The 13366-nt window shown below is 57.9% G+C and carries 14 protein-coding genes and 1 pseudogene; 8 read left to right on the top strand and 7 right to left on the bottom strand.

The window, feature by feature from the left end:
* Nucleotides 1-178: 178 nt before the first annotated feature.
* Nucleotides 179-1192 carry an IS110 family transposase gene (locus SULPSESMR1_RS17845; protein ID WP_089422442.1) on the bottom strand — a complete coding sequence of 338 codons (1014 nt, stop codon included), beginning with the start codon at nt 1190-1192 and terminating at the stop codon, nt 179-181.
* Nucleotides 1193-1313: 121 nt separating this feature from the next.
* Here SULPSESMR1_RS17845 and SULPSESMR1_RS17840 point away from each other — a divergent pair, with 121 nt between their 5' ends.
* A complete protein-coding gene (locus tag SULPSESMR1_RS17840; protein WP_089422443.1) occupies nt 1314-2024 on the top strand; it encodes an IS6 family transposase in 711 nt (236 codons plus the stop codon).
* 126 nt (nt 2025-2150) lie between these two features.
* Nucleotides 2151-3164, top strand: coding sequence for an IS110 family transposase (locus SULPSESMR1_RS17835; RefSeq protein ID WP_089422442.1), 1014 nt, complete (start codon nt 2151-2153; stop codon nt 3162-3164).
* 404 nt (nt 3165-3568) lie between these two features.
* Here the strand turns inward: SULPSESMR1_RS17835 and SULPSESMR1_RS17830 are convergent, their stop codons facing one another.
* Entirely contained in the window at nt 3569-3856 is a 288-nt protein-coding gene (locus tag SULPSESMR1_RS17830) for an H-NS family nucleoid-associated regulatory protein (RefSeq protein WP_089422441.1), read from the bottom strand.
* A gap of 66 nt (nt 3857-3922) precedes the next feature.
* Here SULPSESMR1_RS17830 and SULPSESMR1_RS17825 point away from each other — a divergent pair, with 66 nt between their 5' ends.
* Nucleotides 3923-4438: a cell wall hydrolase gene (locus SULPSESMR1_RS17825; protein ID WP_421086467.1), complete on the top strand. Its 516-nt coding sequence runs from the start codon at nt 3923-3925 to the stop codon at nt 4436-4438.
* A 175-nt stretch (nt 4439-4613) separates the two neighbouring features.
* Here the strand turns inward: SULPSESMR1_RS17825 and SULPSESMR1_RS17820 are convergent, their stop codons facing one another.
* The 3 genes from SULPSESMR1_RS17820 to SULPSESMR1_RS17810 are packed head-to-tail and all read right to left on the bottom strand — an operon-like array spanning nt 4614 to nt 5837.
* Nucleotides 4614-5033 (bottom strand): GFA family protein, encoded by a 420-nt coding sequence (locus SULPSESMR1_RS17820; protein WP_089422439.1) that lies wholly within the window; start codon nt 5031-5033, stop codon nt 4614-4616.
* Between the two features lie 40 nt (nt 5034-5073).
* The gene (locus SULPSESMR1_RS17815; RefSeq protein ID WP_089422438.1) at nt 5074-5520 is read right to left on the bottom strand and encodes an SRPBCC family protein; all 447 of its coding nucleotides are present in this window, start codon (nt 5518-5520) and stop codon (nt 5074-5076) included.
* Entirely contained in the window at nt 5517-5837 is a 321-nt protein-coding gene (locus SULPSESMR1_RS17810) for an ArsR/SmtB family transcription factor (protein WP_089422741.1), read from the bottom strand. Before SULPSESMR1_RS17810 ends, SULPSESMR1_RS17815 begins: the two co-directional genes overlap by 4 nt.
* Nucleotides 5838-6193: 356 nt before the next feature.
* On the opposite strand from SULPSESMR1_RS17810, the pseudogene SULPSESMR1_RS17805 reads away from it, so the two are divergent.
* A pseudogene (locus SULPSESMR1_RS17805) lies at nt 6194-6706 on the top strand (IS6 family transposase); the annotation flags it as partial.
* A gap of 26 nt (nt 6707-6732) precedes the next feature.
* On the opposite strand, the gene SULPSESMR1_RS17800 reads toward SULPSESMR1_RS17805, so the two are convergent.
* On the bottom strand, nt 6733-7941 hold the full coding sequence (locus SULPSESMR1_RS17800; RefSeq protein ID WP_089422437.1) for an IS110 family transposase: 1209 nt from the start codon (nt 7939-7941) through the stop codon (nt 6733-6735).
* Nucleotides 7942-8039: 98 nt separating this feature from the next.
* Between SULPSESMR1_RS17800 and SULPSESMR1_RS17795 the strand changes: the two genes are divergently transcribed.
* Nucleotides 8040-8420: a winged helix-turn-helix transcriptional regulator gene (locus tag SULPSESMR1_RS17795; RefSeq protein WP_089422436.1), complete on the top strand. Its 381-nt coding sequence runs from the start codon at nt 8040-8042 to the stop codon at nt 8418-8420.
* A gap of 267 nt (nt 8421-8687) precedes the next feature.
* On the opposite strand, the gene SULPSESMR1_RS17790 is transcribed toward SULPSESMR1_RS17795, so the two are convergent.
* Nucleotides 8688-9392, bottom strand: coding sequence for an ArsR/SmtB family transcription factor (locus tag SULPSESMR1_RS17790; protein WP_089422435.1), 705 nt, complete (start codon nt 9390-9392; stop codon nt 8688-8690).
* Nucleotides 9393-9514: 122 nt separating this feature from the next.
* Here SULPSESMR1_RS17790 and SULPSESMR1_RS17785 point away from each other — a divergent pair, with 122 nt between their 5' ends.
* The 3 genes from SULPSESMR1_RS17785 (at nt 9515) to SULPSESMR1_RS17775 (ending at nt 13261) form a co-directional block, all read left to right on the top strand.
* Complete coding sequence (locus tag SULPSESMR1_RS17785) at nt 9515-10759, top strand: MFS transporter (protein WP_089422434.1); 1245 nt, start codon at nt 9515-9517, stop codon at nt 10757-10759.
* Nucleotides 10760-10938: 179 nt separating this feature from the next.
* Nucleotides 10939-11979, top strand: coding sequence for an IS110 family transposase (locus SULPSESMR1_RS17780; protein ID WP_089419165.1), 1041 nt, complete (start codon nt 10939-10941; stop codon nt 11977-11979).
* A 253-nt stretch (nt 11980-12232) separates the two neighbouring features.
* Entirely contained in the window at nt 12233-13261 is a 1029-nt protein-coding gene (locus SULPSESMR1_RS17775; RefSeq protein WP_089419164.1) for an IS110 family transposase, read from the top strand.
* Nucleotides 13262-13366: the final 105 nt, after the last annotated feature.

The following is a 13366-nucleotide window of genomic DNA, read 5'->3' as shown; positions in this document are numbered from 1 at the left end:
GCACCGTTGGCCGCTGGCCCTGATGAAGTCCGCCTGCCAGATCCCTATCAAGTTGTCGGACTTCGTCTGTCCTGGCAATACCTCGGGGTGTTCTGGCTGCGGCTTGCTTTGATCATCATCACGTCTTTTGCCCTTGCATCTCAGTGTGCTGCGTAAACAATGCAGCGCTGTTCACTGTTTATGAGGCTCGATAGGTTCCTCCTCTCGCCAAGAGTGCCCATATGATCCGAGCGGTTTTGTTGGCCATTGCGACACTGACCAGTCGAGAGGCCTTGCGTTCTAGCAGGCTGCGGATCCAATTCGCGGTTCGCGTTTGCGTATCAGCAACACGCCTCAGAATAGCTGTGGCCCCAACCACGAGGAGTTTACGCAAATATCCGTCACCCATTTTGGTAATACGTCCCAATCGCTCTTTGCCGCCGGATGAATTTTGTCGGGGAACCAACCCGAGAAAGGCTGCAAATTGGCGTCCGGATCGGAAGAGCGAGGGGTCCGTAACCGAAGCAGCCATCGCTGTCGCGGTCAGCACTCCAACTCCCGGAATGGTCGATAATCGCTGGCTGGTTTCACTCGAGCGATGCCATGCAAGGATCTTGCGATCAAGTGCGCTGATTTCTTGTGTCAGACTGGTGAGTTGGCCGGCCAGACTCAGCAAAGCAGATCGGGCGACCTCTGTGATGCCGCCATTGCTGTCCTCTTCGAGTTGCTGGATCAACCCGAGAACATTCTGAGGCCTCTGTGGCGCAATGATCCCCAGCTCAGCCATATGCGCGCGCAGTGCATTTATCAGCATTGTGCGCTGCCGTACGAGAAGGTCACGGACCCGGTGCAGCATCATGGCCGCCTGCTGATCGACACTTTTTATGGCCACAAAGTGCATATTCGGGCGCGTAACAGCCTCGCAAATAGCCTCCGCATCAGCCGCATCATTCTTTTGCCGCTTAACGTAGGGTTTTACATAGGCCGGGGGAATGAGCCGCACATCGTGGCCTAGTGCCGTGATCTCACGGGCCCAATGGTGCGACGTCGCACAAGCCTCCATGCCGATCAGGCAAGGGGGCAATTTAGCCAAGGTATCTAGGACTGCACTCCGGCGAAGCTTCTTCTGCAGAACGGTCTGGCCTGCCGCATCGACACCGTGAAATTGAAAAACTGACTTTGCAATGTCGATTCCTATCGTTGTAATTTCCATCTGGGCGGTTCCTTTCAGAGCTGGTTCAAACACCAGCACTTTGGCACATTGCGATGCCGGTGGGTGGAACCGTCCACCTCATCAAGTTGTTGACTGGGTTTGGTAGAGGTATGTCAGCCGCATGAACATTCCGACCGATTTGCCGCCCCTGAAGGGCTTCCGCTACACTCGTGAAATCATCGCGTGCGCTGTCTGGGCGTATCACCGGTTGGCCCTGAGCACGGCTGATGTTGAAGACCTATTGGCTGTTCGGGGTGTGATTGTCAGCCGGGAGCCGATCCGACTGTGGGTTAGTCGCTTTGGGTCGCATTTTGCAGATTGCATCCGCCGCGAACGTCCGCGGCCGAACGACAAGTGGCACATGGATGAGATCGTGATCACGATCCGTGGCAAGAAGCATTGGCTGTGGCGCGCGATCGACGCAGATGGAGACGTTCTCGATATTCTCGTGCAGACACCTCGGAATGCCAAAGCAGCAAAGCGCTTTTTCCAAAGATTGGTTTCACAGTTTGGCGAGCCGAGGGTGGTCATAACCGACAAATTGCGCAGCTATATCAAGCCGGTCAAAACACAGGCTCCGAACGCTGACCACCGGGCCCACAAAGGCCTAAACAACGCGATAGAAGTTTCGCATCGGCCAACCCGCAAACGAGAGAAAATAATGGGTCGGTTCAAGTCTCACCGGCAGGCACAGAGGTTTCTATCCGCGCACGACCAAATCAACCTCATTTTCCGTCCCCGGCGCTATCAACTCACAGCAACCTCATACCGCCACGCCCGCAACGATGCGTTCAGCCTCTGGGCCGATTACACCGCTGAGATGACCGCGTGATCCACACCTTTCCCAGGGAAGCACAATCCGCTGTCAACAACTTGATGAGGTGGACGGTTCCACCCACCGGCATCGCAATGTGCCAAAGTGCTGGTGTTTGAACCAGCTCTGAAAGGAACCGCCCAGATGGAAATTACAACGATAGGAATCGACATTGCAAAGTCAGTTTTTCAATTTCACGGTGTCGATGCGGCAGGCCAGACCGTTCTGCAGAAGAAGCTTCGCCGGAGTGCAGTCCTAGATACCTTGGCTAAATTGCCCCCTTGCCTGATCGGCATGGAGGCTTGTGCGACGTCGCACCATTGGGCCCGTGAGATCACGGCACTAGGCCACGATGTGCGGCTCATTCCCCCGGCCTATGTAAAACCCTACGTTAAGCGGCAAAAGAATGATGCGGCTGATGCGGAGGCTATTTGCGAGGCTGTTACGCGCCCGAATATGCACTTTGTGGCCATAAAAAGTGTCGATCAGCAGGCGGCCATGATGCTGCACCGGGTCCGTGACCTTCTCGTACGGCAGCGCACAATGCTGATAAATGCACTGCGCGCGCATATGGCTGAGCTGGGGATCATTGCGCCACAGAGGCCTCAGAATGTTCTCGGGTTGATCCAGCAACTCGAAGAGGACAGCAATGGCGGCATCACAGAGGTCGCCCGATCTGCTTTGCTGAGTCTGGCCGGCCAACTCACCAGTCTGACACAAGAAATCAGCGCACTTGATCGCAAGATCCTTGCATGGCATCGCTCGAGTGAAACCAGCCAGCGATTATCGACCATTCCGGGAGTTGGAGTGCTGACCGCGACAGCGATGGCTGCTTCGGTTACGGACCCCTCGCTCTTCCGATCCGGACGCCAATTTGCAGCCTTTCTCGGGTTGGTTCCCCGACAAAATTCATCCGGCGGCAAAGAGCGATTGGGACGTATTACCAAAATGGGTGACGGATATTTGCGTAAACTCCTCGTGGTTGGGGCCACAGCTATTCTGAGGCGTGTTGCTGATACGCAAACGCGAACCGCGAATTGGATCCGCAGCCTGCTAGAACGCAAGGCCTCTCGACTGGTCAGTGTCGCAATGGCCAACAAAACCGCTCGGATCATATGGGCACTCTTGGCGAGAGGAGGAACCTATCGAGCCTCATAAACAGTGAACAGCGCTGCATTGTTTACGCAGCACACTGAGATGCAAGGGCAAAAGACGTGATGATGATCAAAGCAAGCCGCAGCCAGAACACCCCGAGGTATTGCCAGGACAGACGAAGTCCGACAACTTGATAGGGATCTGGCAGGCGGACTTCATCAGGGCCAGCGGCCAACGGTGCCGCGCGAAAAGGCCGGACACATGACCGCAACCCGCGATGATCATGACGTCAAAAAAACCTTGCTAAACAGGAACCGTCCACACATGGCAATACCGTTTCGACTTCCGCCTCGGGGGGGCAGCACGGGGATGGCATAGGTCGGCTTTAACATGTTCCCTGCCTCGCGTTAAGAAAGTGCCGCTTTGCTAACATGAGCAAAATGGAATGTCAGCAAAAAGCCATTTCCTTAACTTGGGAATGCAAAAAAGGTCCGTGAAACTGACGTCATCGTCAGACCGCTAAGGTCTTTGCCAGCGTTCAGCGAGTCAACGAACCACTGCGGTTTACGCCCACGACCGGACCAGATGACGGCCGAGTTCTCAGGGTGCTGGTATTTTGGTGCGACTGGGGTGCGCTTGGGCTTGCTATCTGTCCCGACCACTTCCGCGAGGGAATAACGGTGCCGGATGAGGCTCCCATTCAGCGTGTGAGTAGGGGGTCCAGAAAAATACGAACGTATAGCACTTGCCTGCATCGGATTTTGCTGGAAACTTGGGCGGAATCAAAATCAACGACATGAAACGCTCGGAAGGTCGTAAATCTGACGCGCTCTAACACCAGACAACGGATCACCGTGGTATTAGGCAGCCTCTCCATACTGGCGGCGTGCGGTACCTCATCGCCGCTATCTCCGCCTGCAACTGAACTCGATTGTATGGCGCGGGCTATGTATTTTGAATCTAACCGCTCCAGCCGTGACGGGATGATCGCAGTCGGGAGCGTGGTTATTAATCGCGTTCAATCCGACGCTTTCCCCAATACCATCTGCGGTGTGGTCAGCCAGAAGAACCAGTTTGCTCCTGGCGTCATGACAAAGGAAATGGGCAGCAGATCGGCCCCCCTTGCCAAAGCTGCCGCACAGTCGGTTTACAGTGGAGAAAGGCACCCAGATATCGCGGGCGCAAAATTTTTCCATGCGGCTTGGTATCAAGCGCCTTATAACAATATGCACTATGTGCTGACGACAGGGGGAAATGCCTTCTACGAAAAGCGTCGGCCTGAAAATGTAACATCCCCGGCACCACTCCAAGCGACCGAAGGAATAACAAGGAGGTGATACCGTTTCCGGACCTTCGCGACGCTCGTAAGCGCCGCAATGCAGGTTCACCAGACCGGCCATTCGCCGCAGGAGCAAAATCGTGAGGTTTGCTGACACACACTTTGCGAACGAAACCGTCATTGACCTCGAGCTATCTAAGCTATCACGAGCTCCGCTATACGCCCATCGGCAGTCAGTCGGGAACCATCCGTTCGAACCTCTGCACCGAGGGATCAATCATATCCCACGCATGTCCGCGGATGCTGTATGTAAGCGCTTGCGGATTGAATTGACCTGGGTCGTCAAGGCTGGTCGCGTGGATCGCGATCAAATCCGGCATCGCCGTAAATGTCAGATAGACCGGTGTTCCGCATGTCGGGCAAAAGGAATGAACCTTGTCATTCCCGCTATCCGCAGTCACGCTCCATTGTGACGCCTCGCCGATAATTTTCATGTCAGCGCGCTGCGGGAAGGTTAGATAGGACCCGTGCCCGGTGCCGCTACGTTTCTGACAATCGGTGCATTGGCAATGATTCTCGAAGATGGGCTCGCTTTTCGTTTCATAGCGGATGGCGCCGCAGGCGCAGCCACCCTTATAGGTCTTCGTGCTCATTTAGGTCTTCCTTCTTATTTCCTGATGTTTCTGTGTGCGATCAGAGATCAAATCCCTGACCGGTTTCGAGGAAGGACTTCATGCTGGACAGCACGTGCGGCCAGCCCTTGCTGATGCCGTTCAGCATGCCGCTGCCGGGCTGCAACTCGTCATGCGCGACGGTCAGCTTGACCACGTCGCCCTGCGGTTCGATGTCGAAGGTGACACGGCTGTATTGGTCGGGATCGTCCTTCTGGCTCTCATTTGCCCAACTGATGACAAACCGCTTCGGCGGGTCGCTTTCAATGACTTCGCCCACAAGCTCAATAGTGCGCGCCTCATCGGTGCGAATGTGCTGCCATTTGGAGCCAGGCTGCCAGTCATCCGAGACGTTTTCATGGCCCCAGTAACGGCGGGCCATTTCCGGCCTTGTGATCGCTTCGAACACCTTTTCAGGCGTCGTGCGGATAAATGTAACATAGACGAAGCTGGCTGATTTGTCGGTCATGTCTTCTTCCTTTCAAGTTCGTGTTTGAGGTCATGGAGAAGGCTCAGGCGTCCTTCCTCAAACTTGCGGATCCAACGCTCGTAGACCTCGTAAAGCGGGACCGGATTGATGAAATGTAGTTTCTCGCGCCCACGGCGCACCGTGCTGATGAGATTGGCCTGTTCCAGGAGGCCAAGATGCTGGGTCACGGATTGGCGTTTCATGCCCATGGACTCGCAGAGCTGCCCGAGCGTCTGACCGTTCCTGTCACAAAGACGGTCGAGCAGCATCCTGCGGCCGGGATCGGCCAGGGCCTTGAACACTTTGTCGTCACTCATCGATGCCTCCATATGCAGCAGGAATCATATATGCAGGTAATTGCCTGCACGTCAATACCTGCAGGCAATTACCTGCATAAATCGAAGGAGCAGAAATGATAGGGAAGCCGACGCTATCCGGCGAACACAGGATCTGCGGTGAACTTCCGGCCAGGGAAGGACGGACTGTTCCCCGAACAGGAACCGCAGCACCCCCTACACAGTGCGGCGGCAGGCAGTTGAAAAACGTCCGAATGCATTGCCCACACCCATTGCACGGGCGGAACGAATGTCGTGGAAGGGCTCGAAGCGGTTCTGTCGCAAACTTTGGCGTGATGGTCTATGAGGCAGCGTAATTTGCCGATGAGGTCCGTCAGATGGTGTCGTTCAAAGGTGCTCAGTTTCCGCAGGACGTGATCCTGCATGCCGTTTTCTTCTACGTGCGGTATGGTGTGTCGTACCGTGATCTCGAAGAAATCCTAGCGGAGCGCGGCGTGGTGGTCGACCACGCTACTCTGAACCGTTGGGTGGTCAGGTACGCCTCGGTTTTGGCCACGGTGGCGCAACGCAGGAAAGCCACGACGGAGCCGTCGTGGCGCCTAGACGAGACTTATGTGAAGGTCCGCGGCGAGTGGTGTTACCTCTATCGCGCGGTCGATCGAAAGGGCCAAACCCTTGACTTCATGCTCTCTGAGCATCGCGATGAGGCGGCGGCGCAGACGATCTCGTCGAACGGGCTCCCCCGGGCCTGCGCAATCGACAAGAGCGGGGCGAACACTACCGGCCTGAAGGGGATGAACGCCGCGCTTCGAAAGGTCGGTTCCGATCGCCGGATAAGGGTTTATCGTTCCACATATCTCACGGATGTATTTGACCTGAAGTTTTTGAAGTACGGAGCCCCTTGTTTTTGGTTGACCTACTGATGTGAAACCGGATTGGCCATTGGCGACCTCTGCTTCCATTTTGTGACGAAGCGGCGGTATACTTCCTCCGCGTGACCGACAGCCTCTCTTTCCCGATCGCGCACCGATTTGAGGCTGTAGTCGGCTGCTGACCCTTTCGTCCTGCCACCCCGTTTAGAAGGGTACCCTGCGGCCAACTCCAGTTTTCTCAGCTTCCAGTCCAGGAGAGCAGGACGGCTCCAGATGTACTCTTCGCCCTTCGACAGCATGTGCCAGATGACCACCGTCAGCTTACGCGCTGTCGCGACTGCTGCGACTTGGTTCCCGCGCTTTTCTTTGATCCGTTGAAAGAAGGCTCGCAGCGGGCCAGGTGTTCGGGACACCGACCAGGCTGCCTCCACCAGCATCGCTCGCGCATGTGATCGACCCTGCTTGGTGATGCGCCCGTGATAGGCAGGCTTGTCACCAGATTGCCGTACCCGGGGATTGAGGCCGAAATAGCTGACAAGCTTCTCTGGCGATGAAAACCGTCCGATATCGCCAACGGCAGCCAGGACACTCAATGCGACGATCATGTTGACGCCGGTGATAGTCATCAGTTGCTTCACCCGCGGTTCCTGGAGTGCTGCCTGTGCAAGATCCTCATCGATCTGCTTGAGGTCGTGACCGAGCCGATCAAGTTCGCTGGCATGGCGGAGGATGACGCGCTGCTGATCTTCGGCAACAGGTAGCGCCTCAAGCCAGGCCCTTCCGCGCTTTGAGAACAGAGAGCCGGAAAAGGGCGGGATCAGATTGGCATGCAAAACCGAATGGATCCGGTTTTTGAGACGGGTCATCTGGGAGACCAGTTGCACCCGTTCAGCCACGACGCGACGAAGCCGTTCTGCTTCCTCATCTGGCATCCAAACCTCAGGCAGAAACCCACTGGCGTGTAGTTTCGCCAGAACCGACGCGTCGATCTTGTCGGTCTTGACTTTGGCCCAGGCTGTTGATTTGCACCCAGAACTGAGCCGGCTCAGTTCTGAGTGAAAATCAACACGCGTAACGATCACCAGTTGGCTGCCATCAGTCACCCGATAGACTTCGTTGCCAAGCCATCCAATCTCGCCAGCTTTCTCTCGCATTGTCGCAATCTCTTCGAGCTGCAGTTTCAGCAGCTTCTCGACGCTCTCTCCCTTTGGCGTGAAGGTGTTTATCAGCGTGTGGGTGGTATCATTGGTCATTGATCTTTCGTCCTTGCATCGAATCGGGTTTCGCCTGACGCTTACAATAAGTAAGGCGCTTACATAGTGAAGACCCGGTTTTCAGATAAGGACCTGACATGGAAGTAAGTTCGATTCCCGCCGACCCATCGAATCCGATGCACTCGGACTGTCCGGGTCGGGAGGTTTTCAAGCTCATCACTGGTCGTTGGACCCTTCTGATCCTTTGGTCGCTTAAGTTCGGCCCGGTGCGCTTCCACCGCATCCGCGATGCGGTGGAAGGCATCAGCGAACGCGTGTTATCAAGCGCGTTGAAGGATCTTTGCCGCCACGGTCTTATCTCCCGTCACGTCGAGCCGAGTGTGCCGCCCAAGGTCAGCTACAGCCTCACACAGTGCGGAGAAGGATTGCTCGATGTGATGGAACAACTGACCGGATGGATTGGCAATGAGCTGGACGCCATCGAAGTAGCGAAACGAAGATATGATGAAAGTTCGTAAGCTAAAGGGATGGATCATCAAGAGAGGACATCCCGATTGAGCGGCCGAACGGCGGCAATTCCCGCACTGCTGGCAGTGACCAGTTCGTAGGTCAAGGTCCGCTGTCAAGCTTTCGCTGGCCAAAACTCAACCGTTTCTGTCACAGGCGGAGACCACAAAAGGATTTGTCCCTGCTGACCAGCGGTTTCGCGGACAATGCTGGCGTCTGTGCTTGTCGAAGCGGCGATGGCTGCGGACGTAAGTATAAAGGTCGCGCCGCAGGTATGATCAGCTGGAAGCAGATTCCATCCCGAACGCCTGCCTAAAACCAGTTCTGCCCGAAAGTGTGATCTCCAGCGCTCGGGTTCCGGGGCGGCGCCGCACCCAGCCCTGATTCAGCGCATGGGTGCAGATGGCGGCCCCCAGCACCCCGGCCAGATGCGGGCGGCGTTCGCTCCAGTCCAGACAGGGACGGCAGACCGGGCGGGTGCTGCGCGTGTTGCCGTCGGGCGCGAGGATGCCGAGGGCCCGCATCTGTGCGCGTCCGGTTTCGGTCAGGGCGGCGGCGCCGCCTGCAATCTCAACCACGCCGCTGGACTGCAGTGCATCGGCGATGCTGACGCCAAGCGCACCCGCCAGATGGTCGTAGCAGGTGCGCGCCTGACGCAAGGCCGCATCTTTGGGGCCGACGCGGCGCGGTGACCGGGCCAGCGTGACACCGCCCGCGATCTGCATCACGCTTTCAATCATCCGCGCAACCTCGGGGCTGGCGAGGCGGCGATAGCGGTGGCGGCCCTGTTTCTCGGTGGCGATCAAATCGACCGAGGCCAGTTTGGCCAGATGACCGCTGGCGGTCTGCGGTGTGATCGCGGCAACCTCGGCCAGTTCGGTGGCCGTCAGGGCGCGCCCGTCCATCAGCGCCGCCAGCATGGCGGCACGGGCAGGCTCGCCCACGGCGGCGGCAACCTCGGCAATGCGATTCGATGTGGCCATGGGGCCTCCTCTGGTTGAGGGGCAATCTAGCGCAGAAACGCGCAGAATACTTCGGTCTTCGCCGAAGCATCATGGAACCAATTGCGCCCATAACCGGCGAAACATCAATGAGAGTTTCGCCCATGACCCTATCTGCATCCATTGCCCGCCCGTTCTTTGGCTGGCATGTCGTCGCCGCCACCTTTGGCTGGGGCGTTGGCTTTTATGGCCCGCCGGTGTTTCTGTACGCTGTCGTCGAGCGGACCGGCTGGCCGGTGGCGATGGTCTCGGGTGCGGTGACGGTGCATTTTCTGCTGGGGGCCGGAGTGGTGGCCAATCTGCCGCGCCTCTATCGGCGCTTTGGTGTGCCCATGGTAACGGTGGCAGGTGCTGCGTTGCTGGCGCTTGGCATCGCTGGCTGGGCATTGGCGGAACATCCGTGGCAGCTGTTCGTGGCGGCGATGGCCAGCGGTGCGGGCTGGGTGGCGATGGGGGCTGTCGCTGTGAATGCGCTGATTGCGCCCTGGTTCAACCTGCGGCGGCCTGCAGCGCTCGGCATGGCCTATAATGGTGCCAGCCTCGGGGGTGTCATCTTCTCTCCGCTCTGGATCGCGTTGATTGCAGGCATCGGCTTTGCGCCCGCTGCGCTGATGATCGGCGGCGTCATGGTGGCTGTCGTCGCGCTCCTGTCGGTGCGGGTCTTCCGGCACACGCCCGACAGCATGGGGCAATACCCGGACGGGGTAGAGGGCACGCCCGTCCGGCCGCAGGCGCAGGGCGGATCGCCCGCCCACAGGTCGTTCATCCGCGACCGCAGGTTCCTGACCCTTGCGGCTGGCATGACGCTGGGGCTCTTCGCCCAGATCGGGTTGCTGGCGCATCTGTTCTCGCTGCTCGTTCCGGTGCTGGGGGAGGGTTTGACGGGCCTTGCCATGGGCGGCGCAACGGTCGCCGCGATCCTTGGGTGGTCGCTGGTGGGCTGGATGATGCCCGCCTCGGCCGACCGCCGCCATGTCGCCTGTGCCAGCTACGGCGTGCAGGTGATCGGATCGCTGCTGTTCATTCTGGCTGCGGGCGAGGGTGGGTTGTGGCTGATCCTTGGTATTGCGCTGTTCGGGTTAGGCATCGGCAATGCTACATCGCTCCCGCCGCTGATCGCGCAGCAGGAGTTTTCCCCGACCGAGACCGCCCGCGTGGTGCCATTGATCGTCGCGATCGGTCAGGCCGGATACGCCTTTGCGCCCGCGGCGTTCGGACTGCTGCGGGTGGAAGACAAGGCAGTCGGAACCCCCGCGCTGTTCCTCTGCGCCGCCGCAATTCAGTTCGCCGCGATTGCATGCATCCTCGCGGGGCGGCAAAGCAGGCGGGATGACCAGGATAAAAGGTGAGATAGATCACCGCCTTTGTGACCGTCCGTTGTCGGCTCTTCGCGTGCTGTCGGGGCCAGAACTCAGGCGTTTCTATCCCTGACCAGAACGACATGGTGTGATTGCGGCGGTCGCTCTCCAGTGGCGAACGAGGTCCGGTATGTTGGCCTCATGGATATAAGCCGTGAGGAGAACGACCTATGGAACATTATGCTGGTTTGGATGTGTCACTGAAAGAAATTTCGATCTGCGTTGTCAATCATGATGGCAAGACCATCGCGCGCGGGACGTGCCCTGCGGACCCGGAGGGCGTGGCAGGTTGGTTTCGCAACCGATCGCTCACGCCACACCGGATCGTACATGAGAGCGGGATGCTTTCGATCTGGCTGCAGCGCGGGATGATGAGGCTTGGTCTTCCAGCGACATGCATCGATGCCCGGAAGGCGCACAAGGCTCTGTCGGCCCGGCTCAACAAGTCCGATGCCGCTGATGCTGAAGGACTGGCGCAGCTCGCGCGGACCGGCTGGTTTACACCGGTCCACATCCGCAGCGAAGATGCTGACAGGCTGCGAAGTCTGGTCGGTGCGCGAGAACGGATGATCCGGTTGCGCAAAGACCTCGAAGGTCACATCCGGGGCGTGCTGAAAACCTTCGGCATCCGAATGACCGGCATCGGCCAAGGTCGGCAGCGCCAGAATTTTCGCGACCAACTGGCCGCAGCGGGGGAAACCGATCCGGTGCTGCGCGCCATCGCCGATGGGTTTATTACGGCCCACTCCACGTTGTGCCAAGCGGCGGACAATCTCGATAAGGCTGTGAAGAAAAAGGCAAAGGCCCACCCCGTTGCGTGTCGCCTGATGACCATTCCTGGCGTCGGGCCAGTGAATGCGCTCAGCTTCATTGCCCTGGTCGATAATCCAGACCGGTTCAGCCGGGTGACTGATGTCGGCGCATTCCTCGGGCTCACACCAAAGAGGCACCAGTCTGGCGAAATGGATTGGTCGGGACGGGTGTCGAAGTGCGGAGACGGGACGATGCGCGGACTGCTGTTCGAGGCAGCGTCCTGCTTGATCCGCCAGGTGAAGCGTTTCTCGCCACTGAAGAGCTGGGCTGTGCGACTGGCCGGACGACGCGGGTTCCGAAAGGCCGCAGTCGCAACAGCGCGCAAGATCGCAGTCCTGATGCTGACGATCTGGAAATCTGGCGCGGACTATCACTGGACAAAGGAGGCCACTGCCTGATCTGAATTTCCGCCGCTGAGAAGGCGGGAAGCGAAGTCCCGACGGGACGGAGGTAGATCGATCTCGTAAAAACGGTTGGGGCGCAGGCTCGCTTGCCCACCCCGCAAACGACATTGGAGACGATCCACCACCGAAAACCATCATGAGGCGCAATGCGCGACCTCGGAGAGATGGGATGGTTGCCGCCCTCCCGAAACGGCATCGCAATGTGCCATATTGATTTTGTTGATGATCAATAAGAGAGGACGGCAAAATGAAGGATACAATGATTGGCGTTGACCTGTCGAAGTCAGTTTTTCAGCTGCACGGCACATCAATGACGGGTGAACTGAAGTTCCGAAAGAAACTGTCGCGACAGGGATTTGTGCGGTTCATGGAATCGCATGATCCAGCGGTGGTCGTTATGGAAGCCTGCGGCGGTGCCAACTTCTGGGCAAGGGAATTGGCCGGGCTGGGCCATGATGTCAAACTCGTAGCACCTCAGTACGTTCGACCGTTTGTTAAGCGGCAGAAAAACGACGCGGCGGACGCGGAAGCGATTGTCATTGCCGCGCAACGTCCGGAAATGCGCTTCGTCGAGCCGAAGACGGAAGAACAGCAGGCAAGAGCAGTTGTCTTCCGTGCACGCGAGCGACTGCTCTACCAAAGGACCGAACTGGTCAACGTTGTTCGCTCCATTCTCTATGAGCATGGCCTCACGTTCCCGACAGGCTTCGAGCAAATCGGACGCATTGAGGCAACGCTTCGTGATCCCGCCACCGTGTTGTCCGATATTGTCCGCACAGAGTGTCTAGATTTGATCGAGCAGATCGCAGAAAAGACAACGCGTATCAATACGAAGACGCAGATGGCCAGGGAACTCGCAAAAGATGCGGAAACGGCGAGACGGCTCCAGACGATGCCCGGTCTCGGACCGATCACGGCATTGGCCATCGAAACCTTCGCGCCGCCAATGGAGACTTTCAAATGCGGCCGCAGCTTCGCAGCCTGGCTTGGTATCGTCCCTCGGCAGCATTCCTCCGGCGGCAAAGCCAGGCTGGGACGTATCTCCAAGGCAGGACAGGCAGACATCCGAAGACTGTTGATCACCGGCGCGATGACGCGATTGAACTGGCTCGGCCGGAAAAGAATCCAGCCCGGTTCATGGTTGGCAAAGATGCTGGACAGAAAACCGAGGCTCCTTGTCGCGATCGCCCTGGCAAACAAGATGGCACGCGCGATCTGGGCGATGCTCACCAAAAAGGAAGACTACCGGGACCCCGCACAAGTTGCGATCGCCTGACAGCACAGCATAACGAAACCCAAAGGGCGGAAAGGAATAGTCCAAGAAGTCGATCCCTCGAATGGGCAAAATGATCGAACAGATCTGGATCGGGAAAACCAGAGT

This window comes from Pseudosulfitobacter pseudonitzschiae (assembly GCF_002222635.1).
Taxonomy (GTDB): Bacteria; Pseudomonadota; Alphaproteobacteria; order Rhodobacterales; family Rhodobacteraceae; genus Pseudosulfitobacter; species Pseudosulfitobacter pseudonitzschiae_A.
This window is presented reverse-complemented; position numbering and strand designations above follow the sequence as displayed.